The organism is Mesorhizobium sp. P2_D1, assembly GCF_056404455.1.
Map to the genome: position 1 here is coordinate 1 of NZ_JBFUDZ010000073.1, position 22080 is coordinate 22080.

The window sequence follows — 22080 nt, forward strand, 5'->3', positions numbered from 1 at the left end:
TGGTAGCGGTCATCGGGGGAGGCTTGGGCACGCTCTCTAGGGATAAACCACTCCGCCTCTTGTGGCTCATTCATGTATGCGGGGCGAGGCGACCAGACGTAATAGCCGTCTTTCGTCTCCCTGACCTGACGAGGGTCTATCGGGTGGCAATCTTTGTTGCCGCAGCAATCAGATTGCATAACCGGGTCTTTTTTACCGGTGTACAAATCGTGGGCGTCCGCGTCGCCACATAAGACCAGCCACGCCAGCGCGATCCATCTTCGTGGCTGTCTCATGACACCCCTCGCATTTCGGGATAAGAATATATTAGCGAGGTCTAATTGTCAGCCTGGGAGCCGCATAATCATTGGGTCGAAGCCGCGAAGGCTTTTGTTGAGTGAAGATGGTGAGAAGTCTAGCCAGCACCGCCACCGTGATTGCAACGATAGCTGCCGCTATCGTGCTGACCTTTATGGCAGCTAAAAGATTTGAGCTACGGCGCCCAAATCCGATCGAGGCTCATATCGAGAGGAACATCTGAGGGCCAACAAGCCGAGCAGGCTTGGTTGCGGCACGCGGCCACAGGCTAGGCGGCCAAGCAGAACGCGCGCTGGCGAGGCTCCCTGCGGCGGGCTCTTCTTTTTTCGGTTTCTATAACTTTTTTAATAGAACCCAGCGCTTGGATCGATGACTGTTCAAAGATCTTCGCCGCGCTTCGCCGCAGGGCTTCCGGGAGGAAAGTTAAATGTTGGTGGACCCAAAAACGCTAGGTCAGGCCATCGACCTGCTGAAGCAGTATCGAGATATCTTGGTGAAGAGCTTTGCGCCCGTTGACGCTGATGGCATCCATGAGATCAGGACCCTGGCGCAAAGCACCGACCCTTTAGAAATCGCAGCGTTGAAGGACATTGAATTGCTCGACGCCGTGATCGGCGCAATGTCAGGCCGATAGATTATGAGCACGCGCGGGATCAACTTCCTAGATCAATGGATCGCCAACAACGTCCCGGAGACGACGAAGGCTGATGTCATTTCGGTCGACGAGATAACCCACAAGCTGTTTGCCGATGCCAAGTCGGTGGGGATCAAGCGGGAAGAGATCGACGAGGAAGTCGACAGCCTCTATCGCACGATCCTTGATGCCATCGTCCACTATGACGCTGGCGTGCCGGAGTGAAACCGCTTGCCGGCGCCTTCGATATCAGGACATAATCCTCCCGTTTCGGCGACCCTTCAACTGGAGATCGCCAATGGCTAGGTCAAAACCGTCCAAGCAACTATCGCAGTCTGAAATCGATCGCTTTCTGGTGGCAGCGGAAGCACTGCACTGGAGCATCGTGAAGCCATTCATATCGCCGAATTGTGAGCACTACCGCGCTACGCGTGTCCTGCATGAAGTGCTGTTGAAGGCCGTGCGGGAAGTGACCGGGAAGGAAGTCGAGTTTATCCCGTGGAACACCACAGGGCCGGTGCGGCCCCTACGGCTGGGTAGCAATGCCATAGCGCCGGCACAGGCAGCCGCCAGCAAGCGGCAGACGCTTCGGCGGTGTAGGCGAGCGGCCAGCGGGATCGCGCGCTGGCGGGCGCGCCCCTACGACGGAGGGCTAGGTTTTGCGATAGCCCACATCTTTGCTTCGCTTCGCCACCGCTACCGCAAAGGACCGGGCGGCAGCGTCACAGGCGACTTTCGACGGTCCGTTGACGGATAGAATTATCCCAGCTGCGCCATCCATCGACGGTCAGAAACGAAATGTGCCGGCGATCCTGCTCGAACTCGCAAGAGCCGATTGACCGACCTGGCGCATGCGCCTTGTTGCGCGTCTCAAACTCGATCGTGACTTTCAGCGGGTTATCTTGCTCAGTCGCGTTGACGCGGATGTAGGTCAGGCCGCGACGATGCGTCAGTATGCGCAGAAAGAACTCACAACGAGCGGTTATGCGCGTGACCACATTCGCCACCTCATCGCCACGGGGGATGTATCCTGCACCATCGAAGGCAAGGATCGCTATGACAACGATGTCGGGGTCTGCTTCGTGGGAGGCATCGATCTCGGACGCGACCTCGTGAAACACGGATTGGCGGTGGCCGACAAACAAGCGCCTCGATACCTTGCCGAAGAACGCGAAGCCCGCATTGCCAAACGTAACTTGTGGGCAGGGAACTTTATGGATCCCGGCGAATATAGACGGGGTGGACGCCGATAGCTGCCCATCGCCCCAGTGCGCTGACATATACGCTCCTCCAAGGCGCGGGCTATGGCCAAGGAGATCGGCGACAAGGCGCAGATCGAGGACATCACGACCCAGGTGAAGAGGCGCTCATTTTTATGGTTCGACTGTGAATTCGGTCCACATGCCAGCTCCATAGTGACCCGGCACGTTGCAGATAAGCAGGGATTTTCCAGCCTTCAGATCGACGGTCAATGTGCCTGATTTGCCGGGATCGAGTTCCGACACCTCGCCMTTATCTCCGGACTTGTCTTCGTCGACCCGGTTCTCGGCCTCACAAACCGCCTTCGACTGAAACTTCGTCGGCCGCCAGTAGGGCTGGATGGCACGATGCACAGAGCAAAGGCCGCACAAAGATCGATTGTTCGCATATTCGCTGCCTTCCCATGACTAAACCCCTCCGGCCAGCATAACGTCCCCTGGGCTGGTATCTAGGAAACCCGTTACCTTTGGCCCAAGGTGGCGGGCTTTTCTCGTTTCAGCTCGGAACTTCTGGTGTGCGGTGAGGCGGGAAAGGCTACGGTCGAAGAAGTGCGCCACCAAATTGCGCCCACAATCGCTCGCAGTCCCTTGCCCTAAGACTCGGCGTTCCCGGTTCGCCATAGAAGACCATCGCCGAGCGGACATCGTAACCGAGTACTGAGGCATTGGCCACGAATTGAATGGCCATTCCCAAGTTGATGGCGCCGATCCGGGCCTCAGTTTTGTTGGTAAGGTCGATCACTCCAAAAATTTCCGCGTTCCCGCTCCTGGCAGCCAGGACAGTAGTCGAAATGGCATTCGCCACGGCAAGGAGCATGGTGTTCGGTCACCGGTGAGACGGCTTTTAACTCCCTTCCGCTAACTTTGTTCCCGAAGCCCGCAAGGCTTAATGATGACACGCATTTATCTCTGCTTCGGCGCCGAGCCCTGGCCGCGCAGCCGTCGCCGGCGCCGCTGGCCGTGCCCAGGCGACTCGTGCAGCATGACCTGGCGAAGGTCGCGCATGTCGACTGGCTTGCCGCAGGTAGGGCAGCTGTAGAAATGCCTCCGCTCGTCGGCAATCTCGCCGCGATGCGAGGAATCGGCGTGATATCGACTTACTGTCCGCCAAGATCGACCCAGAAAGCCTCCCATCGAGAGCCACCATGGAGGGCGCGACGGCGGACCTAAAAACATATACTCACATCCAATCGGCAGTCATCGTCTTGGGTGTCGCAATAATTGATTATGGACTTTTGGATATCGTTAAGGTTGCCCTGTTGGGTAGTATTCCAAAAGGTCATCGACCTCACCAATGTAAAGACGGGCGACCGGCTGAACCACAGCAAATTTGCCGAAAGCCCCGAGATTGTCGCGCTCCTGGGAACACAATTGGCTTCCGGTCAAGTCCTCTAGGGAGGACACTCGGCGTGCTTAGCGGGCCAAGTTACTCCGCTGTCTGATCGTCGGTGAGAATCGCGCCAAGCTGATCTTGGTCGGAAGTCTTCTTTTTTCCTTCAACGATCTTGATGGGCGCACTGATCGTTGTGGCCGCGACCTTGCCGACCGTGCCGACCGTGCCTGCGATGACCATCCCCAGCCCATCGCCGAGGCCAACTCTCGAGTCGGTGTAGCCGACGGGTCGCTTCATCCGGTGCCAAAAAATTTGAAAACCGGCCCCCAGATCAATTTCTGCAAAGCAGCATCTTCTGATTGTGCGCAGGTTGGGCGTCGAGTTGCGCACGCTATCAGCTGTTGTAAATCGTCCTCGTGTGCTACACTTAAGAAAATAATCGTTGTATGGAGGAGTACATGCAACGAGCAGAAAACCGGGCGCGAGCCGGAAGGATATCTTCTGCGTTTCAAATTGCGCTCCACGATGCCAAGCTTAGAGCGTATTCTGTTGAAACGGTTTCAGGCATCTGTACCGACGAAATTGTCGATGCGGCGACCTAGATGTCCGAGCTGGGTGGTACGATCCGCAAGCTCCCGATCGACAGCGTCGAAGCGCTTCGAGAGGCTGTAGTCGGTGCAGATTTCGACATCGTTCAACTGAACAGGGGCAAGCTGGCAGGTTGCCTGACACATCTAAGTATCGGCAACATGTCAATGAGCGTCGGCCGGTTCTCCTGCGCCGTTCGTTCACGGGGCGTCGTCAGTCCAGATAAGCTTACCCTCGCGATGCTCCTTGACGGATCCAACCCAAAGTACAGTTGGAGCGACGATGTAATCCCCGGAGACATAGGTGTCTTTCCACCGCGGCTGGACCACGAAAGCGTCTATAGCGGGGCCGCATCCTACGCCGCCATCTCGTTCCTGCCAGCTGATATCAGCGACATTTTTGTCTGTGAGGACCTTGCTCAGGACGCATTCAAAGCTCCGAACCGCTATCGCCTTCCTGTAAAAATCAGAGCGGAAATTCGTAGACGCTTTCTCGCCATCATCGCGCAGGTCGAGCCGGGCGCTCTTGAGCTGACTCTGGCCGCCGCTGATTTCCTGCAGCGATCACTCAAGGAAGTATTCGCGATCGGGATTCTGCATTGCCTGCCCCCGGCCGAGCCCGTCCCAACTCGTCACAGCACACAACTTACCCATGATGTGGAGAATTACTTGGAGTCCGCAGGCGCGCGCGCTGTTCACGTTTCCGAAATCTGCAGCGCTTTCCACGTCTCAAGGCGCACGCTTCATCGCGCATTCGTGGATACGCTTGGGATCGGACCCATAGGTTATCTTCGGCGCAAACGCCTGTCTGCAATCCAGGCGGTGCTGAAGCGAAGCGACTCTGCCTCGACGAACGTTGCTGACGTGGCCATGGAATATGGCTTCTACGAGCATGGCCGCTTTGCGGTCTATTACAAGGGTTTGTTCGGCGAAAGTCCCTCGGAAACGCTCAGAGCTTAGCTCGGCCTATTCATGGTTGAGCCAACAAAACGTCCGTTTGATGACGCGTGGCACAAACTGCACAAGACGATGCGCTAGTGGCGATGTATGCTGCGTAAAGCAATTGAAATTTAGTTGCTTTCGAAAGCGCGGCGAGAAAAACGAGATTTATTTAGCTAAGATACCAAGTGTCGAAAGCCGGGGACAAATGAACTTCGCGTTGCAAATAGGGTCGATCGTATTTGCTGGAATAGCGGGTTCCATTCAGCCGGCATTGGCGCAGTCCTCTTCATCAGCGGACAAGCCGAACATCGTCTTCATCCTGATGGACAATCTGGGTTATGGCGAACCAGGTTTCTATGGCGGCGGCATCACGCGAGGGGCGGCGACACCTAGGATCGACCAGCTTGCGGCCGAAGGGACGAGGCTGACCAACTACAATGTCGAGGCGCAATGCACGCCGAGCCGCTCCGCCATCATGACGGGGCGCTTTCCCATCCGCTCCGGCACCTATTCGGTCCCGATCGGCGGAGGAGCCGAAAGCCTCACGCAATGGGAAGTCACGATCGCCGAAACGCTGTCTGCCGCCGGCTATGCCACCGGCGCGTTCGGCAAATGGCATTTGGGCAGTGAGCAGGGTCGTTTGCCCAACGACCAGGGCTTCGACGAATGGTATGGCATACCGCGCACGACCGATGAGGCCTTCTGGCCCGACAACCCGCAGGCCCTGGCAGTGGGAGCCGAGCCCGAGCAAATCCTCGAAGGCCGCAAGGGCGAGAAGAGCAAGCTCGTCGGCAGCTACGACCTCCAGCAGCGGCGCCTCATCGATGCCGAGATCACGCGCCGAACCATCGACTTCATGAAGCGAAGCGTCGATGCCGACAAGCCATTCTATGCCTATGTCCCGTTCACGCTCGTGCACTTCCCGACGCTGCCCAACCCGGCCTTTGCCGGCAAGACGGGGAACGGCGATTTTCCCGACTGCCTGGCGGAGATGGACTTCCACGTCGGTGAAATTCTCGATGCGGTCGACAGGATGGGTATCGAGAAGAACACCGTCGTCGTCTTCACCAGCGACAATGGCCCGGAAGCAACCTGGCCCTGGCAAGGGTCGTCGGGTCCATGGCGCGGCTATTATTTCACCCACATGGAAGGCTCGCTTCGGGTTCCCTTCATCATGCGCTGGCCAGGCCATGTTCCGGCGGGGCGCGTCAGCAACGAAATCGTGCACGAGGTCGACACATACACGACCCTGGCAAGCTTCGCCGGGGCGTCGGTGCCAGGCGACCGTGTCATCGATGGGGTCGACGACACGGACTTCCTGCTCGGCAAATCCGACAAGTCCGCGCGGGAAGCATTCCCCGTTTTCGTGGCAGACCGCCTCGAGGCGATCAAATGGCACAACTGGAACGCTGGCGTCGTGCTGGCGCTGGCTTGGGGGCCGTTTTAGACGCCCGTCTGCGCAGCGGTTCCGCATCTGTCGGCCGTCGGAATTTACTCACCAACTCGACCGTACTGGCTTCGACCGTGACACGGCCGAGCACCTGCACAGTGACACGGCCCAGATCCTCGTCAACGTAGACAACGTCGCCCGCGAATCTCATTCTCTCGCCTGGCTTCGCCTTTGGATCGATGATCGAATAGGGAAAATTCGCGGTTGGGATATGCAAGGCCACGCGCTCCTCAATGCGCTTGCCCACCGTGGCGATGATAGCCAGTCTGTCACCAATTTTGATTTCCCGCGCCATCGATAGATTCTGGCGCGCGCCGCGCGGCTGGTAGTCAAGGGATTGCTGCCGGGCCGCGCGGCCCTCTGCACGGCGACCAGCCGCGCGTTGGATGGCCACCTCCATTGGTATCCAATAGGTCAGGTGCTAATTATTGCCGGCTGTCAGATCGGAGCCGACCTCTCCAAGCTCCGTTCCCAATCGATGCACCTCTCCCGAATAATTGTCGCGGCTATCAGGGTCGATCACGGCTATGGGGGCCTCCAATATCAGGCCGACGCCCGTGCCCGCGGAGGCTGCGACATCTGTCGTCTCCGAGACGAGTCTGTCTCCGAAGCCCACATGCGTGTCGGTCAGGCTTTGGCCTTGTTCCATCCGCTCACCGACAAGCCGCACAACCTCGGGACTCGTTAAGAACTTTCCATGATTGAGCGTATCGACGCCCTCGTGGTTGGTCAGATCGATCACCTTAATGTGTTCGGCCTGCAACTCGCTTTTGTAAGGCTCAGTGGAGGGGTTGATAGCGCCAAGACGCGAGACGCTCCCCCAAAGGAAACGAGAGGCCGCCAGAGCATGGTCGTCTTGCGACACGAAGAGTGTAAAGTTCGGAGGTTGCTTCCCCATGTCAGCAATCTGGTTACTAAAGACGTCCACATCGACATCAGGCGCCGCCAACATCACGTCACCGATTTTGGCCGGAATGCGCCGATCTCGGATCGCCATCTGCCTGAGCGTTTCGAGAACGAGCCAGTTCCCCATCGAGTGAGCGAGGATGTCGACCTCGCTGACGGCTCGATCAAGCGCAAGCATGTTTAGGACTGTCTCAAGTCCGTCGCGTGAGAGGTTGGTGCTCTCACGATCGTAGCCATACGAGAACACGCTAGCGCGTGACGGCCATGTGAACAGGACGGGGGTCACATCCGCCCGAGCATCGTGGACAATCTGCGCAAACCGAAACACCGCATCGTCGAAGCGATTGTTGAAGCCGTGGACGAACACCAACACGCGGTGCTTGCGGCCGGCAGCGCCATGCAGATCGGTCCAACGCCGTGCTGCGGTGAGATCGAACCGTTGCGCCTCAACGGTAACAAAATCCGTGGCGGGGTTGCCGGGCGTGCGCGATGGCCACTGCACCTCACCGACCTTGCGGGCTTTGTCGGGCGGAATGGAGACAACGATGTTGGCAAAGCTCAGCGTCTTTGCGCGCTCACCGGAATAGAATTCGCCAGCGGCCGGTACCGGGCGCCGCGTCGTCGCGACCAGCATGTCGACGGTGGCCGTCCCAGTCGTGTTCGTCGTGACCGGCAACAGCATGTCGTGGGGCCTACCGGCGCACGCGCCCAATAGGCAGGCAAGGATCGCGAGTTTCGTCCCACGGAGCATCTCCCCACAGTTCATGTACAGGCTTCCCTAGCACCCCGGGTGGAGCACAGCGCCGAAAGTTGGCGAACGCAAGCAGGCTCCCCGATTCGTAGAGAGCAAAGCCGGTGCGTACACGCGCAGCTTAGGAAGACTTAGCCCGCGATCGCCATTTCCAAGGTCGACGCCAAGGCCGATTGCAACGCCCATGAGCAGCTTGCCGGCAAAGTCCAGGGCAATGAGGCGGACAGGGTTCCACACGTCCCTACGGGGCGCCTGGAGGGCTCGGGATAGACTCCTGGAACGCAAAGGACGGCTAGTCCACCATTTCTCGCTGCCGCCTCTTGCCTGTCGGAGCCCTCGGGTACAATGTCCTAGTTCGGGCAAGTGGGGAGGGATATCAGGAAGCTCTGCCTCAATGGCGAAGCCGCACGAATCGTTCCCGGCGCCGGCCCACAAACGCAATCGATGGCGCTATCCGCTTCTGTTCGGTATGCAAACCATCGGCGCGGGTATCCTTATCTGGACTGTTATCCCTTATTACCGAGGCGCCTTCGCTGATCCGGCATCGTATTATGCCCGACCTGAGATCTTGGTCTGGATACTCGCGGGAATTGTGTTGATTCAGGGTGGGTATTGGATTCGGTATCGGGTTCATCCCTCGATGCCGCAGTTCGCCAACCTCCTACTCGGTCACCTTGTGCAGTTCGTGGCTCGCATGGGCTTTGTGCTCGCCAGCTCCATCTTTGGATTCGTGTTCATCATACGGCCGCCCGAATTCCACATGCCGACCTCCCGTTACGTTGTGCTCGTTTTGGGTCTGTTTTCCTTATTCTGCTACGCGCTTGAGCTTGAGCGTTTGGCCAGGACTCTGAATAGGACTAGAGAAAGCCCGACCGCATCCACACACTGATTTGCCACCATTCGCGGGCGCGAGTCGCTACGCTAGGCGCTGGACGCCTTAGCCGCCTGCGTCCCATTGAAAAAGCCCGCCACCGTGAGGCAGCGGGCTAAACGCGACAGCATGTCGTATTTCAGTAGCGGTAGTAGTGCCTACGGTGGTAATACCTGTGGTGGTGGTAGTAGTGCCGGTGGTGGTAGTAGTGTCTATAATGATAGTAGTGCCTATGATAATAGTGCCTGTGATAGTAGTGCCTGTGATAGTACACAGGACGGTAATAGCCACCGTTGTAATAGGGGTCRGCATAATACCCACCACCGTAGTAGGGGTCAGCATAGCCACCGTAGTAGCCGCCACCGTAGTAGCCGTTGTTGAACATGCTTCCGATCAGCGCTCCGGCGATAAGCCCTCCTGGAAAATCGTCATAGCCGCCGTATCCACCCCCATGGTAGCGGTGGCCATAGTAACCCCCGTGTCGCCCGTAATGGCCGCCTCCCCAATAATTGTTGCGCCATCTGGCGCCGCCCCGAATTTGGATGACGTCGGGCTGTGCGGTTTGCGTCTGAGGCACGAAAATTGGTGCGGCATCAACTGGACCAGTGCTCGTTAGCGCCAACGTTGATATTAAGGCGACCGCCATGCCGGACAGGAACTTCATGATCAAAGTCCTCCCTAAATTGGGCACTATTTCTGGCTTCTAGAAACGTCGTCGATGCGAAATTGTTCCCAGACTCGATGAGCCGGGCTGAAGTTGCCCCTATTTGACCGGACAGTCGGCTATTGAGTTTGTGCTCGGATGAACTCCCTTGGGGAGCGCATTCTGAGCCCTGAATGAGGATGGTTTTCGTTGTAATCCTCGAACCATCCGGCGATTTTACCGAGTGCGGTGACCGCATCTGGCAAAGGATTGACGCGAGCATAGTCGCGTTTGAAGGTTTTGACGAAGCTCTCGGATATGCCGTTGCACCAGCGCCTGCCAGTCTAAGCGTTTCCGTCTGTCTCGCTTTCCTCGTCGATCATCCGGACCAGCAGATCGGCGTTCGATTCCAGCCACTCCCGCAGCACCATCTGTATGAGGTGCGACCGGCCGACCTTCATTTCGGCGGCGATGGAATTGAGCGCGTCTTCTGTGGCCGGTTCAAGCGGCAAGCCAGCGACGTTCCGCAGCATCAAGGCAGCGCGGCGAAGGATAATCTGCAAATCCGCGCGCGACATGTCGCCGATCCGATCGGCACTCTCAAGTTCTTCGGCGATGGAATGGCGCGTCAATTGGCTTTCCGGGTCCCACGCGCCTTCTTGGCTAGGGCATCAGGCGCAGCCTTGCGACCTAAACCACTTGCCTTTGCCAAGGCTGACCGTTTCGCGGCGGAATTTGGCGCGACCATTGGATAATCACGCGGCAGATCATATCTGCGCCAGCCGTCCCAGGAACGTTGGCGCTATCCATTTGAAAAAGTCGGATCCGTGTGTGCTCATCCGGCCATAAGCCGAAGCAGGCGCAAAAGCCACGATGCCGGCGTGGCGGACTAAGGCCGATCGCACGACCATTCCGCACCGCTACAAAAAAGAGCCCGCTTCGCGCGGGCTTTCTTCTTGTGGTGGTGGCGGACGGTAACCGCGGGGAGGAGTTAGCTGGGTACCGGCATCGGGAGGAGTTGGATAGCCGATAGCTGATAGGATATCGGCTGCAATGTCGCCCCGCAATCGTGCGAGGGTATTACCGCCGTAAGTGAAAGCGCTACGGCATACGTCTCGCGCGGGATTAGTCCCCCCTTGGCCTACTGTGGAATCCCTATTGGCACTTCCTGCGTGGGCCGCCGGAATAGGGTTGGTAGGTGTTGTCTTCGGGTCGGTAGGAACGGTAACGGCTAAAGCAGTAGTCTACGTGGTCCGGCGAAAGCTGGGGGCGGACCTGGTCCGTCGCACCCTCATCCGTCGGGGCATAGCCATCCATCGAAGTGTTTGCCTCAACGTAGCTGACGGCATCGGGCTGCGCGGAAGCGACGTCGAGATAGGGCGAGATGCACGGGCGCACCTGGCCTCTATAGGACCTGTAGCTGTTGTCTTCCGACCGGTAGGACCGGTAGCGGCTCGCGCACCACTCAACATGGGTGGCCGGCAATACGGTCGTGGTCGAAGGCTGGACAGTGGAAGTCACGATGGGGTCGGGCGCCGCTTGGGTCTCGTGCGCGGCGGCTGCCGCTTTCGCTATCGCGGAGGTGTCTGGTACCTCAGCCTGCTCAGCGGGAATGCGTTCGAAAGACTGCCCCGCCGTATTCACCAGCCGCGCGTCCCTGGTCCATAGTTCCGCGACGCTGATGCTGGGTGTTCCCGGCCGCACAGGCTTGGCGACGATGAGCCATGTGGCGAAGGCAAGGCCGCTGGCGAATATAGCAAGCGTCAGCACAAAGCCGCTGACTATTCCCAACAAAGCCTTCACGCCTAAGTTCCTTCTCTATTCTAAAGAGAATGCGGCGCGTTGAATCCGGTTCCAAGAAAAGACCGCGGGTGAACTCCGGCGCCGTCGCAGGGCGCCGACGGCTCGAAGGTTCCGCATACGCCCAACTAAGGCGCAAACGGAGCGCTCGCTGGCTGCGGTAAGGCAATTAAAACAGTAGTTTATCGAAGCTCTTGCGGTGCACGTCGAATATCAGTCGAATAAAGAGCCCTGTACGGGCCCGGCGACAACGTGGGGAGGTTACACGGATAGCCAGGCCTTCCTAACGGGGGCTCGATGCTCTTGGGATGGTCGCGCAGCGTGGCGGCATGGTGGAGGAGGCGCAAATGAACTACGCGGTGTCCATGGTCTGCGGGCTTCGTCCTAGAGACCAGTTAGAGACGATGCTAGGCGTTTAGATGGCCGCAATTCATATACCGCAGCGGTCCGACGACAAACTGGCTGAAGGCCAAGAGCTATGCGGGTCGGCGAGTTCGATCTCCTCGGCGTCGAGCGAGAGCCGGGCACTTGCTCTCATGGCCGAGCGAGGCACCGGCCGCTATGTCGGCAGCGCCTTCATCAGCTTGAACCGCGAACTGCGCGAAAGACTCTGGAAGCGCGTCCAAGACAACGCAGGCACGGCGCCAAAAGGCATGAAGCGGCCGGCGACGCAATGGGTCAAGCCGGGCCTGATAGGGCGTGTGAAGCCTTGCAGGCGAGGAAGATTTGCGGCACGCTTCGCTGCAGGATTTCCGGAGGAATGAACGGAGACGACTAACCGTCGGCCGCTGGCGTTAAATCCAAATAGAGCGGGTCTCGCAGGTTTAGGTACCCTGGATCGAAGTCTGCCGCCTCGCTTAAGCCGTCCCAGTTCAGAATGACCAGCCGCCCGTCTTTGTGGTCTAAGAGGCGGTCAGCGCGCAGCTTCTTCAGGATGCGATTTACGTGAACAACGCTCGCCCCGATGGTTTCGCCGAGCTGGACTTGAGTAAGTGGCAAGGGATAAGAATCGTCATTTACCAGCCCCATGACCTCCATGCGCGCGTACAGCTCACAGGCGAGGTGGGCAAACCTGCCGAACGCATCATGCCCTCCCAACACCTTGACCCAGGCGCGCGCGACCGCTGCGTCTACTAGACTTTCCCGCCAAAACAGATTCCCCAGACGAGGTGACTTACGGAGAACCTCGAGAATGTCGCGGTGTGAAATCAGGGCAACCTTGCTTCTACCGATCGACGCGAGAGTGTGATCCATGGTTCTAAGATGCAGGCCCTGGAGATCAGGTATATCGCCGGGGACATGGATCGAGAGCGTTTGCAGATTGCCGTTGCTCAAAATGCTATACCGCCGCAAGAGCCCCTCAACCACCAAGCAACACTGGCTTGGCTCATTACCTTCCAGCGCAATCTGCTGACCGGGCGCCAACTCCTTACCTACAAGCGTCATAGCTTCGACGCCCTCGCGTTCATCTGGTGAAAGTCGACCTAGGCTTTCGAGCTTGCGGATTAGCGGCGTTGTCAAACTGGACATCGCTGACCTTTAGCACTTTGTCATCATCCGACAACCGATCCGTGCCGCTCTCATCGCCGAAGGTTCCCCTAGATCGCAGCTTTCATCTTCCTCGGTCGGATGAAGGCAGATGTGGAAGTTGTCGTCGCCGCCCACGTTGACCATGAGCAGGCAAGCGGTGGCATGCGACGGAACATAACGGCCTGCCCGAAATTATTGGCGTCATGAGCACACGCGGAATCGACTTCCTGGACAAATGGATTTCCAACAACGTCCCCGAGACAGTCGCCGCCGACGTCATCTCAGTCGCAGAATTGACCCAGAAGCTATTCAAAGACGCCAGGGCGATCGGCATCGGCAGCACCGAGATCGAGGAAGAGACCGTCAGCGTATATAACGCGATCCTCGATGCCATCGTCCACTATTGAGCTGGCGTGGCGGAGTGAAACCGCTTGCCGACACTCGCCGACACCCTGGCCGCACGCGAAACAATGTATGTCAATTGCCAGCATCCGGCGTGCTGCAAAATGACAAAACTCGACATCCAGGCGTTGATAGACAGGCTAGGGCCGGGTCACGGATTGATGCATTGGGACTTGGTTGGCCTCTTCAGCTGCTCGGATTGCAAGGCTGCAGGCGCGACCGACGGCCGGTGYTTTTCACTGTCGTTCCTGATTACGCGGGTATCAACGCGAAGCGCAACCGTGACTACCGATCTTTAAGCGAAGCGATGAACCGACGGAACATTAGCCGTTTCGAATAGTTGAATTCCTGTTCCGTGTGTTGTCACTGGCACCCCGGAACAGGCTGATGCGGCATACATCAGCCGGCCCGCGCCAGCGGTCCCTCCGTGGCGCGGGCTTTCCGTGACGTTTAGGGAAGCGATGACCGAAAACCGGCCACCACCTACATCGTAAGCGTTTTCGAGAACCGCATTGGCGAACCATGTTGAAAGAGCGTCGGCAGGACGATGCCTTCGAGAAGATGTCCGCCTCTTGGTGCCGTCCTCAATCCAAGAACCGTGTGGACATGAACGCCAGGCTTGCCATCATCGCCGATCGCGACATCGCCTATTGCGCTCAAGACCTCGCACTGTTCGTCTATCGGGATTTTGCGGTAGGTCTTCGCAGTCAAATCGAACTAGCCGACGGTGGCTTTTCGAAAGCGCCGATCGCGGTGAAGGAAGCACTGTCAACGCTTTGCTCGCCCGCGAAGGTGTGAGTGCCGCAAACGGTGCCTCGCCGGATCGAGAACCATGACGAATGTTGGCTGTCCGCTGACCTCGTTGGCGAGCCGGGATTTCATATCCGTTCTCCAGACATTCGGGGTTCCCGGGCATTCGGGCGTCCCGGACAATCAGGCTTCAATGAGCACGGTGCTCGGCGTTCCGCTTGCGGGTCGCGGCTGCTTTCTTCGCCGATTCCGAGCGGGTGGCGGCCGAGCGTGATGCAGACGCCTTGCCGCCGGTTTTCCCACCCTTGTGCGCGGCCGGGTGACCTGTGTCTTTGCCGCGGCCGGAACCGCCCTGTTTTTTGCCGCCGCCATCATCCTTGTTGACGGTGGCCCATGCGCGCCGCTCGGCTTCCTTGTCTGAAACCCCGCGCTTCTCATAACCTTCCGCGATGTGATCGGCTTTGCGCTCCTGCTTGTCGGTGTATTTCGATTTTTCGCCACGTGGCATGGTGATTTCTCCTCTTCACTAGGGTCTGAACGCCGAGTCGGTGCGTGGGTTCCATACGGATCGCCCGAGTACATGAGGTCCGGGGGCCGAACCAAACACAAAGAGCCTGCTATGCCGACGGTACGCAGATCCGCGACCTGCCGATCAGGATTGAAGACCTGGTTCCCTCATCCTAACGTTGCATGTTCTTCCGGGGCGGTTGCGGGGGCCGTGTAACGGCGACGAACGGCGTCGAGCACGCGCTTGCGGCTTTCCTCTGCCGACAGCTTCTTGTCTTTTTCCGCCTCGGCGGTTTCGCGCGCCAACTCCTTGTCCCTGATCTGGTGGCGGAACCACTCGGAATAGTCGCCGGCGCGCAGATGAAACTCCCAGGTCTTGTCATCTATGCCTTCCGCGATCTGAATGAAGATCATCAGATTATGCGCCCTCAGGTTCAGCGCGTTGTCGGGACCGTGGAAATAGAAGCTGCCGGCTTCATCAAGCTGGCCCTCGGCATATTTGCGGCTGTGGCGCTTGAGGGACTGGCGCGGCTCGATGACTTTGACCATTTTGATCTTCTTGCTTGTCTGCGGTCGCCAGACCAGCACGCGCTCACCCCTGGGCGAGGACATGTCCTTTGGCGGATCGATACCGGTCTCGCTGCAGAAGACCTTCACGACATCCTTCGCCTTGGGGCCGAGTCCAATGATCGCTGTCACCAGGCGTAACGCATCGGTCGAGATCGCCTCTGGGTGAACCGTGATCAAGACGGTCCCCGGCAAATCCAGCGAAAGGACCGCGCGCGTGTCGTCGCGTCGCTTGGGGAGAAGGTGGTGCGCTTCGTCGATGACCAGCCAATGCGGTCTTGCGGTTTTGCGGCGGAAACTGCTGAGGCCGGGCAGCAGGTCGGCGAAGAAATCCGGCCGTTCGTTGACGCGCAGCGCCAGGCCATTGATGACGACATTGCTGTCCGCTTTCTCGATCAGGTCCAGCACCTGCGTTTTTGTCGGCGCGCTAGAACCGTCACCCAGACGCACGGCGCCTTCGAGCCCGTCATAGTCGCCCTCGGGGTCGAAGATGCAGAACTGGAAGCCGCCTTCGACGAAGCGTTCCATCAGCGCGGTGGCAAGAGTGGATTTGCCGATACCGGAGCTGCCGGCAATGAGCACGGTGTCGGTCGGCGACAGATAGATGTCGTCTCCGCCGGCCGAGCCCAGAACGATCCCGTCATGGCGCTTTGATATGATCCCGTGATCGTGTTTGATCAGCTTGTAGATCATTTGCTCCACGCCTTTGCCACGAGCACCGCGCATGACAAGATCGGCGGTGTCCTTGACCGCTGGAATTGCGTTATCGACGGCGACGCTGCAACCGCAGGCCTTCATGAAGGCATGATCGTTTTCCGCGTCGCCGACGCCAACGACATTATGCGGTGACAGCCGAAGATCCTGGAGCGCGACCGCAAGACCGCTGGCTTTGTTGATGCCGCTCGGCAGGATCATCACCGCGCCCTTGTTGAAGATGATTTCCAGGCCGAGGCCCATCTTCTCGATGACGTCCAGGACGGTTGTCTGGTGCGGCTCCCAGGTCGCCACGATAGCGCGACCAACCGACAGTGGCTTCACGCCCTGTTTCTTGAGATTGGCCACGAACTTTGGGTCGGGAGCAGGGGAGATCGTCCGTTCATCTTCGCTTGCCGGGGTGTAGATCAGTGCACCGTTCTCCGCGACCACTTTGTCGAACAGGTTCAATTCGGGAAAGACGCGCTTGAGGTCCGGCAGCTCGCGTCCGGTGACGAGAACAAGCTTGCGGCCGCTTTTCTTGAAGCGTTCCAGAGCTGCGAGCGTCGTCCTGGAGACGATACCGTCATGGGCCAACGTTCCGTCATAGTCCGTCGCCAGTGCGATGAAATACATCCCGTCGACCTTTCCTGATTGCAGCTTCAGGTCAGAACGCGCCATCGAGGTAAAGGCTCCAGACCAGGCACAGGTGGCCGGATGGAGCGCGGGTGACGGCAATCCTGCCTGCTAATCAGGAACCCTGCCGGTGTCGGCGCGTTGAGCAAGCAAGCCGGGGCAAACCCCGGTTCCGCAGGTGGCGCGAACGCGCCGCCTATCTCCGTTGATCCATATGAAAGGCAAAGGCCATGGGCTTCTTTTCGAAGGACATCAAGACACTCGACGATCTCTTCGTGCACACGCTGCGAGACATCTACTACGCCGAAAAACAGATCGAGAAAGCACTGCCGAAAATGATCGACAAGGCCACCGACCCGCAACTGAAAGCCGGGTTCGAAAAACACCTCGAACAGACCAAGGGCCATATCGAACGTGTCGAGCAGGTGTTCGAACTGCATGGCGTCAAGGCCAAGCAAGTCAATTGCCCGGCAATCGACGGCATTCTCAAGGAAGCCGACGACATCAGCAGCGATGTCGACGACAAGGATGTTCTCGACGCGGCGCTGATTGCGTCGGCACAGGCGGTCGAGCACTACGAGATGACCCGTTACGGAACGCTCATCGCATGGGCTAAGCAGCTCGGGCGCAGCGACTGCGCCAACGTGCTGGCCAAGAATCTCAAGGAGGAGCAGGCGACGGACCGCAAGCTGACCGAGATGGCGGAAAGCAAGATCAACATGCAGGCGGCCGAGTAGGGTAATCCGCTTGGCAATGCGGCCAGCCCACGGCTGGCCGCATCATTTCCCCCAAGGGGTGTCCTTACATCATATCTTCAGAAGCGGGCYGACCGCCCTTGCGCGGGCTGGCCCGACGACTTCTCCACTAGTAGCCTCCGACGACTGGCAATATCTCACCGGTGATGTAACTCGAGCATTGCGACGAGGCGAGGAATACATAGGCGGGGGCCAGTTCTTCGGGTTGGGCGGGTCGTTTCATAGGCGTATCCGCACCGAATTTGGCGACGTCGCCGGCTTTCTTGTCCGAAGGGTTGAGTGGCGTCCACACCGGCCCTGGAGCCACCGCATTCACCCGAATGCCTTTGCCGATGAGATTGCCCGACAGCGCGCGCGTGAAGGCATGAATGCCGCCCTTGGTCATCGAATAATCGACGAGCTGTTTTGAGCCATCGATGCCGGTTACCGAGCCGGTGTTGACGATCGCCGAACCCGGCTTCATGTGCGGCACGGCTTCCTGCGCCATATGGAAATAGCCGTAGAGATTGGTCTTCAGCGTCGTATCGAAATGTTCCTCGGTCAGGTCGCTGAAATCCTCGGCGTGAATCTGGAAAGCCGCGTTGTTGACCAGCACGTCGATCCGGCCGAATTTCTTGACTGTCGCCGCCACGGCACTCCGGCAATTGTCACGTTTGCTGACGTCGGCCTTTATCAGAATGCAGCGCCGTCCTTCCTCTTCGACGGCCGATCTGGTCTCTTTGGCGTCCCTGTCCTCCGCCAGATAGACAATCGCGATGTCGGCGCCCTCGCGGGCGAACAGCACCGCCACCGAGCGGCCGATGCCGGAATCGCCGCCCGTGATGAGCGCGACTTTCTCTTCGAGCTTTTTCGATCCGAGGTAAAACGGCGCGTCGTAGAGCGGTGGGGGCTCGATTGCCCATTCATGCCCAGGCTTGGGCTGATGTTGCTCGGGGAAGGGCGGCTCCGGATATTGACGGGCGCCGGCCTGCATGGCGTGGTCGGCCTTGCCGTTGCCCTTCGAACTGTCTTTGGCATCGATGCCACGCTGGATGTGACGTTGCTTGGCGGCTTCAGCGGCGATGTTCGATGTCATGGCTGTCTCCTTGCTTGAAGAAGGAACAACGCATGTCGGGCAAAAAGGTTTGCGCGAAAGATCGGGGTTTGCCTGAAAAGGTTCAGGTGAACTTTTCGTCGATTTCGACGCCACCGGGCCGCTCTCGATCGGGAAGAGCAGTGGTGCGGGAGAGCGACGGCAATTGCAGGGTCTGGCGTGTGGTAGCGGTGAGGTTTTGAACCCCCGACCGAAAGCTGTTTATTATTCGTCGCCGCGGCACGCGCTGTCCTAGTTCAGACGAGTGCGGACGAAAAGCGCTACGCCGTTCTGGTCCAGAAGGAATTGGCCGCAACCCGACAGCGCTACGAGCAGGCGAAGGCAGCACTTGACCGCACAGCTCGGTCTCGACGTCGATATCGAGCACCATCCGGTGCTGCTGCCCGACACCCCGCCGGAAGGTTCGCGCATCCCTGATCTGTTGAAGGCCCGCTATGGCGTCACCGTTCGGTCGCTTGGGCGCGTCCTCACGCCGAAACGCTGGCGTGTGGCCTCGACCTCGATCTCCGGGGTCAGCCCTTGGCTTATCCAGCACTGGACGCCCATACGCTGATCTGCCTGGCGCGCGTGAAAGAACTCAGCACGCGCTCGCCAATGCGATATCGCACGCCCATTTCATGGATGCGCGCGACATCTCGGATGTGCAGGTGCTGGGCGACTTGCCGTGCAGCACGGGTTCGATCGGGAAGCGGTGATAGCCTCGTTGGCCGACGTGCAAGAGCGGGCGGAAACCCGGCTTTACGTGGCTCGATCGGCCGCGGCCGGCGTGAAGTCCATCCCTCACTTCGTGTTCAACGGACGCCTCGCGATCAATGGCGGCCGCAGCGAAGCTGAATTGGCCGACGCATCCGGTCCGCGCCTAGGCGCCCCGACGCGTGACAAGGAAGTCCATTGCCTGCGGCATTGATGCCACGGGCATTGCGGTCCTTCAAAATCCAGTTCCGAAAGGAGTGTCGGTTCGATTCCGACCACCCGCACCAACTATCGGCCGACGAACTTTGAGAATAGCGATCATTTCAGTGTCGCGCCAGAGTTCGAATCGTGTCTGCGGCTCCACCTCCACAGGATACTCCGCAATGTCCATGATGGTGTGACAGATAGATGAGTAATATCAGATAGTTGGCGGAGACCGTGTGCAAAAATCGCACACGAAAGTTCTCCTTCTCTTCTTTTTTCGTTCCCACGATTGAGCCGCCGACGGCCCTATTTGGACGCTCTTTTGCTGACGATGTTGACCGTTTCATCGAGGACGTTCGCTGCAATGTCCGCGCCCTGGTTGTTCGATAACGGCGTCCAATTTGCCTGGGCTTCCTGGAAGCTTTTCGAACTTTCTGTCTTGCGACTCCCGTTGAGATGYGCGCGCTTCTGAAGGAGGTGGGGTGTCTGGATCCGCAGTGGTGCAGCCTTGATCCAAGCATCAAAAAGGGGTTCGAGTCGGTAGAGCGCTACCGCCTTTCCCCTACCCATCGAACTGCCGGTTCCGGCTTCGCTGCTACGGTTGATCGCAGCAAGTCGATCTAACTGCGCCTGGGGCTCAATGTCTCGGGCGCCGAAGGCAGAGATCGTCCTCGACCCGCTGTCGGACTTTCGGGCGCCGGAACTGCGATCTCGGTCTCGATCGAGTCTGACACGCGTCACACCCCGCATCTGATGGATTAAGGCGTCAAGCAGCCGACCCTCCAAATCCGAGCGCATTATCCGCTCGAAAAGGTCGGCCTACCAATGCTCCTGCGTGGGGGGGTGGCATATTAACTCAACATTGATGCGTGCATCAGCACGCGGGCTGGCCCGCGTGGCTGGATTGGAACGTAACCGGAGCGACCGGCAGTGAGGCTGCTGATCTACTCGTGGTGTCGAGGTGTACTCGAACGGTTCAGTCGCACCTATTGTGCAGTTGCCGCGCTCTCGATCATCTGCGCGACGGCCGCGGGGTTCGATACCATCACCACGTGCGAAGCCCCTTTGATGACTACCGTTTGCTTGGAGTGCGCCCGTTCCGCCATGAACCCCAGAGCCTGCGGCGGAATATTCAAGTCCTTGTCGCCATAGATGAACCACGACGGAATCTTTTTCCAGGCGGCATCACCTGATTCCTCTTTGAGAGCAGTTTCGGTGACCGGCCGCTGCGCCGCAGCCATCAAGGTTGCATCTGCTTCCGGAACATCCGCCGCGAATTGATCATGGAACTTGTCCTGCTGAATGTAGAGATCAATCCCGCCACTCGACAGCGTCACCGGCGGAGCTAGTTTGTCACCGAGCGTGCTTCCGGGAAACTTGCCAGTAAGTCCGAGCGCGGATTCTCCCGTATCGGGCGCAAATGCAGCGACGTAGACCAGCGCTTTGACGTTCGCATTGCCGTTAGCGGCGTTGGTAATGACACTACCGCCGTAGGAATGTCCAACCAGGACGACGGGGGATTTGATGCCGGCCAGAATGTTCGAGACGTACTGCGCATCACCTTTGACGCTACGGAGAGGATTCGCGGCGCCTACGACAGGGTAGCCATCCTTCTCGAGAATCTTGACGACACCGTTCCAACTCGACGAGTCCGCGAATGCGCCGTGCACCAGGACGATGGTGGGCTTGGCCTGCTGCGCAACTGCACTACTCACGATGGCCCCAAATACGGCGCCAGCGATTGCCAATCCGGCAAGAAATGTCTTCATCCGATATCTCCTTCAGAGATCTCAGTGCCTGGTTGTGAGAGCGATTCGCCTGGGCCTGAGAACGTGTTCAGTGCATAAACTTCGCGCCCAAGCAGGAGCAGCCTTACGGAAGAACGTCAAGCGAGTAGGGAACCAGGGCCACACGCGCGAGCCGCATTTCAGCCGATCAATTCCGCTCGAAAGCAGTTTGAAGACACTCGCGACCTCGCGGATGTTTCGGTCCAACACGGCCAGATTGCCCGGATGGGCGGGTTGGCCCACGCAGCAAGACAGTATATGCCGCACACTCACACGCAGCGAATGGAAAAGAGCCTGTTTGGGCGTTGTGGGAAGATGCCTTCGGCTACGGACGGGCGATCAAGGTCGGAGGCACAATCTAGGTGTCTGGCGAACTCAGCCACGACGACAAGCGGACCCTGATCGCGCCCGACTTGATCGAAACCGTCGCCGTGTTTCGAGAGAGCGGCTAACAGCACTCTTGGGCGAGGGCGCTTTGCCCACGGCGTCAACTGGGTTGCGGAATGGTGGTAGAGGAAGACGAACCTAAAACCAACCTTCTCCGAGTATTTTCAACGTGGCGCAAAAGTCGCAGGGTTCGAATCCGCTAGCGGCAGCTTTGCGCCTCATGTCGGCCGTAGAGGTCGGCTTCGCAGGTTCCTGAAAGCGGCCTTGCCGGCGATTAGCTGGAGGTCGTGGTTGCACCAAAAACGGACTATCAGTCATTTTCCAGCCGAAGCAGCTATCGCCTCTGCCAAGGGATCGCCGACTTGGATTGAGATCGAGCAGGTGCTTTGCCGCAGGCATCCCCCACGGTGCGGTCCTTTGAGATCTCGGTGCGTTGCAACTCGCAATCGATACGCCAGCCTGGCAGAGCTATTCCGGCAGCCCAGCCTTTCGTAGACCTTCTGAAAACAGAGCCATATCGGCCGCACGCCTGATTGAAACGACGTCGGCGAGATTGGAAATTCGTTCGCCAGGATCGAGGGCGAGAATTCGGCTCACCACCTT

27 protein-coding genes and 4 pseudogenes are annotated in these 22080 nt (G+C 58.7%); 14 read left to right on the forward strand and 17 right to left on the reverse strand.

Annotation, left to right across the window (positions count from 1 at the left end):
- On the reverse strand, positions 1–275 hold a 275-nt coding region (locus AC1D0I_RS29645; RefSeq protein ID WP_477399593.1), incomplete at its 3' end, for a hypothetical protein.
- A 449-nt stretch (positions 276–724) separates the two neighbouring features.
- Between AC1D0I_RS29645 and AC1D0I_RS29650 the strand changes: the two genes are divergently transcribed.
- The 3 genes and pseudogenes from AC1D0I_RS29650 to AC1D0I_RS29660 form a co-directional block, all read left to right on the forward strand.
- Entirely contained in the window at positions 725–931 is a 207-nt protein-coding gene (locus AC1D0I_RS29650) for a hypothetical protein (protein ID WP_477344730.1), read from the forward strand.
- A gap of 3 nt (positions 932–934) precedes the next feature.
- Positions 935–1156 carry a DUF768 domain-containing protein gene (locus tag AC1D0I_RS29655; RefSeq protein WP_477344732.1) on the forward strand — a complete coding sequence of 74 codons (222 nt, stop codon included), beginning with the start codon at positions 935–937 and terminating at the stop codon, positions 1154–1156.
- A 73-nt stretch (positions 1157–1229) separates the two neighbouring features.
- Positions 1230–1457, forward strand: a pseudogene (locus AC1D0I_RS29660) (hypothetical protein); the annotation flags it as partial.
- 196 nt (positions 1458–1653) lie between these two features.
- Here the strand turns inward: AC1D0I_RS29660 and AC1D0I_RS29665 are convergent.
- Positions 1654–2211, reverse strand: coding sequence for a hypothetical protein (locus tag AC1D0I_RS29665; protein WP_477399596.1), 558 nt, complete (start codon positions 2209–2211; stop codon positions 1654–1656).
- A gap of 24 nt (positions 2212–2235) precedes the next feature.
- Between AC1D0I_RS29665 and AC1D0I_RS29670 the strand changes: the two genes are divergently transcribed.
- Positions 2236–2412, forward strand: coding sequence for a hypothetical protein (locus AC1D0I_RS29670; RefSeq protein WP_477344743.1), 177 nt, complete (start codon positions 2236–2238; stop codon positions 2410–2412).
- A gap of 313 nt (positions 2413–2725) precedes the next feature.
- Here the strand turns inward: AC1D0I_RS29670 and AC1D0I_RS29675 are convergent, their stop codons facing one another.
- Entirely contained in the window at positions 2726–2932 is a 207-nt protein-coding gene (locus tag AC1D0I_RS29675) for a hypothetical protein (RefSeq protein ID WP_477344745.1), read from the reverse strand.
- A gap of 536 nt (positions 2933–3468) precedes the next feature.
- Between AC1D0I_RS29675 and AC1D0I_RS29680 the strand changes: the two are divergent.
- Positions 3469–3582, forward strand: a pseudogene (locus AC1D0I_RS29680) (alpha/beta hydrolase); the annotation flags it as partial.
- Between the two features lie 34 nt (positions 3583–3616).
- On the opposite strand, the gene AC1D0I_RS29685 reads toward AC1D0I_RS29680, so the two are convergent.
- Complete coding sequence (locus AC1D0I_RS29685; protein ID WP_477344747.1) at positions 3617–3913, reverse strand: hypothetical protein; 297 nt, start codon at positions 3911–3913, stop codon at positions 3617–3619.
- A 212-nt stretch (positions 3914–4125) separates the two neighbouring features.
- Here AC1D0I_RS29685 and AC1D0I_RS29690 point away from each other — a divergent pair, with 212 nt between their 5' ends.
- On the forward strand, positions 4126–5070 hold the full coding sequence (locus AC1D0I_RS29690; RefSeq protein WP_477344749.1) for a helix-turn-helix domain-containing protein: 945 nt from the start codon (positions 4126–4128) through the stop codon (positions 5068–5070).
- Positions 5071–5323: 253 nt separating this feature from the next.
- A complete protein-coding gene (locus tag AC1D0I_RS29695) occupies positions 5324–6499 on the forward strand; it encodes an arylsulfatase (protein ID WP_477399599.1) in 1176 nt (391 codons plus the stop codon).
- Here the strand turns inward: AC1D0I_RS29695 and AC1D0I_RS29700 are convergent.
- Together AC1D0I_RS29700 and AC1D0I_RS29705 are read right to left on the reverse strand one after the other, a co-directional pair.
- Positions 6441–6902, reverse strand: coding sequence for a hypothetical protein (locus tag AC1D0I_RS29700; RefSeq protein WP_477344753.1), 462 nt, complete (start codon positions 6900–6902; stop codon positions 6441–6443). The two genes, AC1D0I_RS29695 and AC1D0I_RS29700, sit on opposite strands and share 59 nt — an antisense overlap.
- Positions 6903–6923: 21 nt before the next feature.
- On the reverse strand, positions 6924–8090 hold the full coding sequence (locus AC1D0I_RS29705; RefSeq protein WP_477344755.1) for an alpha/beta hydrolase: 1167 nt from the start codon (positions 8088–8090) through the stop codon (positions 6924–6926).
- A 463-nt stretch (positions 8091–8553) separates the two neighbouring features.
- Here AC1D0I_RS29705 and AC1D0I_RS29710 point away from each other — a divergent pair, with 463 nt between their 5' ends.
- On the forward strand, positions 8554–9048 hold the full coding sequence (locus AC1D0I_RS29710; protein WP_477344757.1) for a hypothetical protein: 495 nt from the start codon (positions 8554–8556) through the stop codon (positions 9046–9048).
- 121 nt (positions 9049–9169) lie between these two features.
- On the opposite strand, the gene AC1D0I_RS29715 is transcribed toward AC1D0I_RS29710, so the two are convergent.
- The 5 genes and pseudogenes from AC1D0I_RS29715 to AC1D0I_RS29735 form a co-directional block, all read right to left on the reverse strand.
- The gene (locus AC1D0I_RS29715; protein WP_477399601.1) at positions 9170–9694 is read right to left on the reverse strand and encodes a BA14K family protein; all 525 of its coding nucleotides are present in this window, start codon (positions 9692–9694) and stop codon (positions 9170–9172) included.
- A gap of 99 nt (positions 9695–9793) precedes the next feature.
- A pseudogene (locus AC1D0I_RS29720) lies at positions 9794–9999 on the reverse strand (integrase core domain-containing protein); the annotation flags it as partial.
- 18 nt (positions 10000–10017) lie between these two features.
- Positions 10018–10305 carry a hypothetical protein gene (locus AC1D0I_RS29725; protein ID WP_477344760.1) on the reverse strand — a complete coding sequence of 96 codons (288 nt, stop codon included), beginning with the start codon at positions 10303–10305 and terminating at the stop codon, positions 10018–10020.
- Positions 10302–10439, reverse strand: coding sequence for a hypothetical protein (locus AC1D0I_RS29730; RefSeq protein WP_477344941.1), 138 nt, complete (start codon positions 10437–10439; stop codon positions 10302–10304). The genes AC1D0I_RS29725 and AC1D0I_RS29730 overlap by 4 nt, the downstream gene beginning before the upstream one ends.
- 389 nt (positions 10440–10828) lie before the next feature.
- On the reverse strand, positions 10829–11476 hold the full coding sequence (locus AC1D0I_RS29735) for a BA14K family protein (RefSeq protein WP_477344762.1): 648 nt from the start codon (positions 11474–11476) through the stop codon (positions 10829–10831).
- A 416-nt stretch (positions 11477–11892) separates the two neighbouring features.
- Here AC1D0I_RS29735 and AC1D0I_RS29740 point away from each other — a divergent pair, with 416 nt between their 5' ends.
- A complete protein-coding gene (locus tag AC1D0I_RS29740; protein ID WP_477344764.1) occupies positions 11893–12237 on the forward strand; it encodes a hypothetical protein in 345 nt (114 codons plus the stop codon).
- Between the two features lie 10 nt (positions 12238–12247).
- On the opposite strand, the gene AC1D0I_RS29745 is transcribed toward AC1D0I_RS29740, so the two are convergent.
- A complete protein-coding gene (locus AC1D0I_RS29745; RefSeq protein WP_477344766.1) occupies positions 12248–13003 on the reverse strand; it encodes a Crp/Fnr family transcriptional regulator in 756 nt (251 codons plus the stop codon).
- Positions 13004–13206: 203 nt separating this feature from the next.
- On the opposite strand from AC1D0I_RS29745, the gene AC1D0I_RS29750 reads away from it, so the two are divergent.
- The gene (locus tag AC1D0I_RS29750) at positions 13207–13410 is read left to right on the forward strand and encodes a DUF768 domain-containing protein (RefSeq protein WP_477344768.1); all 204 of its coding nucleotides are present in this window, start codon (positions 13207–13209) and stop codon (positions 13408–13410) included.
- Between the two features lie 478 nt (positions 13411–13888).
- Here the strand turns inward: AC1D0I_RS29750 and AC1D0I_RS29755 are convergent, their stop codons facing one another.
- From AC1D0I_RS29755 to AC1D0I_RS29765, 3 genes are all read right to left on the reverse strand, one after another.
- Positions 13889–14116, reverse strand: a complete 228-nt coding sequence (locus AC1D0I_RS29755; protein WP_477399604.1) for a PCC domain-containing protein — start codon at positions 14114–14116, stop codon at positions 13889–13891.
- A 229-nt stretch (positions 14117–14345) separates the two neighbouring features.
- Positions 14346–14663 (reverse strand): plasmid stabilization protein, encoded by a 318-nt coding sequence (locus AC1D0I_RS29760; protein WP_477344770.1) that lies wholly within the window; start codon positions 14661–14663, stop codon positions 14346–14348.
- Positions 14664–14830: 167 nt separating this feature from the next.
- Positions 14831–16558 carry an HAD family hydrolase gene (locus tag AC1D0I_RS29765; RefSeq protein WP_477344945.1) on the reverse strand — a complete coding sequence of 576 codons (1728 nt, stop codon included), beginning with the start codon at positions 16556–16558 and terminating at the stop codon, positions 14831–14833.
- Positions 16559–16788: 230 nt separating this feature from the next.
- Here AC1D0I_RS29765 and AC1D0I_RS29770 point away from each other — a divergent pair, with 230 nt between their 5' ends.
- The gene (locus tag AC1D0I_RS29770) at positions 16789–17295 is read left to right on the forward strand and encodes a YciE/YciF ferroxidase family protein (RefSeq protein WP_477344772.1); all 507 of its coding nucleotides are present in this window, start codon (positions 16789–16791) and stop codon (positions 17293–17295) included.
- Between the two features lie 127 nt (positions 17296–17422).
- Here AC1D0I_RS29770 and AC1D0I_RS29775 read toward each other — a convergent pair whose 3' ends face one another.
- Positions 17423–18388, reverse strand: a complete 966-nt coding sequence (locus AC1D0I_RS29775; protein ID WP_477344774.1) for an SDR family oxidoreductase — start codon at positions 18386–18388, stop codon at positions 17423–17425.
- Positions 18389–18616: 228 nt separating this feature from the next.
- On the opposite strand from AC1D0I_RS29775, the pseudogene AC1D0I_RS29780 reads away from it, so the two are divergent.
- From AC1D0I_RS29780 to AC1D0I_RS29790, 3 genes and pseudogenes are all read left to right on the forward strand, one after another.
- Positions 18617–18748 (forward strand): annotated as a pseudogene (locus AC1D0I_RS29780) (efflux RND transporter periplasmic adaptor subunit); the annotation flags it as partial.
- On the forward strand, positions 18735–18959 hold the full coding sequence (locus tag AC1D0I_RS29785) for a hypothetical protein (RefSeq protein ID WP_477344776.1): 225 nt from the start codon (positions 18735–18737) through the stop codon (positions 18957–18959). The pseudogene AC1D0I_RS29780 and the gene AC1D0I_RS29785, both read left to right, overlap by 14 nt.
- Positions 18960–19070: 111 nt before the next feature.
- A complete protein-coding gene (locus tag AC1D0I_RS29790) occupies positions 19071–19313 on the forward strand; it encodes a hypothetical protein (RefSeq protein ID WP_477344778.1) in 243 nt (80 codons plus the stop codon).
- Positions 19314–20289: 976 nt separating this feature from the next.
- Here AC1D0I_RS29790 and AC1D0I_RS29795 read toward each other — a convergent pair.
- Positions 20290–21072 (reverse strand): alpha/beta fold hydrolase, encoded by a 783-nt coding sequence (locus tag AC1D0I_RS29795; protein ID WP_477344780.1) that lies wholly within the window; start codon positions 21070–21072, stop codon positions 20290–20292.
- Positions 21073–22080 lie beyond the last annotated feature (1008 nt).